This is a genomic window from Methylosinus sp. KRF6 (genome assembly GCF_018887255.1).
Lineage (GTDB): Bacteria > Pseudomonadota > Alphaproteobacteria > Rhizobiales > Beijerinckiaceae > Methylosinus > Methylosinus sporium.
Genome location: NZ_JAHLJF010000038.1, coordinates 1 through 2,278 on the forward strand (window position 1 = coordinate 1; position 2,278 = coordinate 2,278).

2 protein-coding genes are annotated in these 2,278 nt (G+C 68.0%); both read right to left on the minus strand.

The window, feature by feature from the left end; all coding sequences use genetic code 11:
* Nucleotides 1–5: 5 nt before the first annotated feature.
* On the minus strand, nt 6–761 hold the full coding sequence (locus tag KP010_RS22395; protein ID WP_253203997.1) for a CDP-alcohol phosphatidyltransferase family protein: 756 nt from the start codon (nt 759–761) through the stop codon (nt 6–8).
* A 220-nt stretch (nt 762–981) separates the two neighbouring features.
* Nucleotides 982–2,055 carry a polysaccharide biosynthesis/export family protein gene (locus KP010_RS22400; RefSeq protein WP_371824259.1) on the minus strand — a complete coding sequence of 358 codons (1,074 nt, stop codon included), beginning with the start codon at nt 2,053–2,055 and terminating at the stop codon, nt 982–984.
* Nucleotides 2,056–2,278 lie beyond the last annotated feature (223 nt).

Sequence of the window (2,278 nt, forward strand, 5' to 3'; positions counted from 1 at the left end):
CGCCGTCAGCCGGCGGAGGCGCTGGGGAGCTCGTTTTCGAGCGGCTCGGCGGGCTCGGCCGGAGCCGGCTCGGCCATCGGGCGGCGCGTCGTCGGCAGGCGGTGGATCGTCGCCGTCTCGCGATCGTCCTCGCGCTCCATCCGCGACAAATCCTGCCGCACCATCCACACGAACAGCGCAAAGGCGATCGCCGACAGCGTTCCCACCGACACGTCTAGAATGGCGAAGCGCCAGATATGCGCTTCCGTCACAGCAGGGCCCAGCCACCAGGCGAAAACGCTCCAGCCCGCCACCAGAAGGCGGAATTCCGTCGCCCCCATGCCGCCATAGGACAGCCGATGCACCCCAGCCGTCGCCACACGAAGATAAGTGTAGGAGCTCATCAAAAGATAGAGCGACAGCACGAACAGCGCCGACGGAAGCGTGAAATAAGGCGAGATCCCGAGACCCACCACGATCAGGCTCTGCGCGATCAGATCGCTCGAATGATCCAGGAGAAAGCCGTAGCGCGGACGCTCGATCCCGCGATGGCGCGCCAGCGTGCCGTCCAGCGAATCGCCGAACCAGTTCAAAAACAGGCCGGCCACCGCGACCCACAGGAACCACGCCGACCAATGCGTCAGCGCAAAGCCCGCCGCCGTCGCCGCCGCACCGGCCAGACCCACCGCCGTCAGATGATCCGGCGTCGTCCAGGCGGGAAGCCGAAACACGAGCGCCTGCAGCACACGCCGCTCGCCAGCCGCCAACAGGCTCGTATTCAATCGGTTCGCCAAGAAACCCCCTCGCGGTCCGCCGAGAAACCTTCGAAAAACCAAGCCCGCAGGCCCGTGGGCCGCGTTCCTCATCGCATCGCAATATCTGCGCCGTCAGCTTGCCCGGACCCGACTCGTCCGTCAACCGAGATTGCTATACCTAAGGCGCATTCCAGAGGCGAGCAAATCTCGACGCAGCCCGCCCGAGCCTCGCTTCACAAGCCTCGCCTCACTTCACCGCAGCGCCCACCGCCGCGCCCTGGATCGCCGGCTGCGTCAGCATCGAAACGAGCTGGAACGCTTTCGCGATCTCCGTCACAGGCGCATTGGAGACATACAATATGTCCTTGTCCCGCATCGCGAATCGCCGCGCCGTGAACAAAGCCGCCGGATTGCGCATGTCGAGATGATAGGCGACCGGCGTCAGCCGCTGCGACGCCAGCAGCGGCGACACGGTCGGATATTCGGCGATCGCCGCCGTCTGCTCATAGCGCAGCACGAACAGCCCGCTCGGATCGGCGCGCTGATCGGCGAGCCCGCCGGCCTTGCCGATCGCCTCCTCCAGCGTGATCCCCCGCGCGTCGAAGGGCACCACGGCGTTGGCCCCGGTCGCGCCGGCGACCGTGAAGGTCTGCGGCGTGCGCTCCACCGTCAGCACATCGCCCGGACGCACGAAAATATTCTCGCGCGGATTGGCGAGCAGCGCCTGGATCGGCGCCCGCGCGGTGCGGTCGCCGCGCGTCAGGCTGACGAAGGTCTCGTGCACAGGCGAGCGAAAGCCCCCCGCCGCGGCGATGACGTCCATCACCCGGTCGCCGCGCAAGGTCAGCGGCACGCGCGCGCCCTGCGTCACCTCGCCGGTCACGGTCGCCGTATTGGTGACGTTGCGCGAGACATTGACCAGCGCCTGCGGCTCGATCGCCTTGCCGCGCAGCCGCTCGACGATGGCCGCCTCCACCTCCTGCTGGCTGCGGCCGGCCACCTGTATGCGCCCGGCGTAGGGAACCGTCACCGAGCCGTCGCGCCCGACCGTCTGGTCCGGTATGGTCGCCGAGCGCGAGCCGGGGCTCGCCCGTTCCATGGCCGGCGAGGAGAACAGGCCGCCCGAAGCCGCCTCCCACAGAGTGATCTGCAGCGTGTCGCCGATGCCGATCGGCTGCGAGGCGGGCGGGCGATAATCGCCGAAGGAGCCGCGCAGGCCCGGCGCGCCATGCCTGGCCAGCGCCGCCACCACATTCGTGTCGATCTCGACGAGGGCGAAAGCCGTCTCCGGCCGTGATTCGCTCGGCGTGCCCGCGGTCATCACCGCATCGCCGGACGGGCCGCTGCCTGGAAGCAGGCTGCAGCCCGAGAGCGAAGCAGCCGCCAAAACACAGAAAATACGAAGCGTCTTCAAAACCACGCCGCCCCCGACCAATGCTCCGGGCCGCTCCCGAAGCTTCGCCGCGCGCCCAAATGACCCCGTCTCTATGTCGAAGACAAGGCCTTCCACGCAACGCCCGCGCTTTATCGCCCCCCTGTGTCCC

Bases quoted from the DNA above. Each gene is read 5' to 3' on its own strand.
- KP010_RS22400 (WP_371824259.1), bottom strand. From the start codon at position 2,055: ATGACCGCGGGCACGCCGAGCGAATCACGGCCGGAGACGGCTTTCGCC.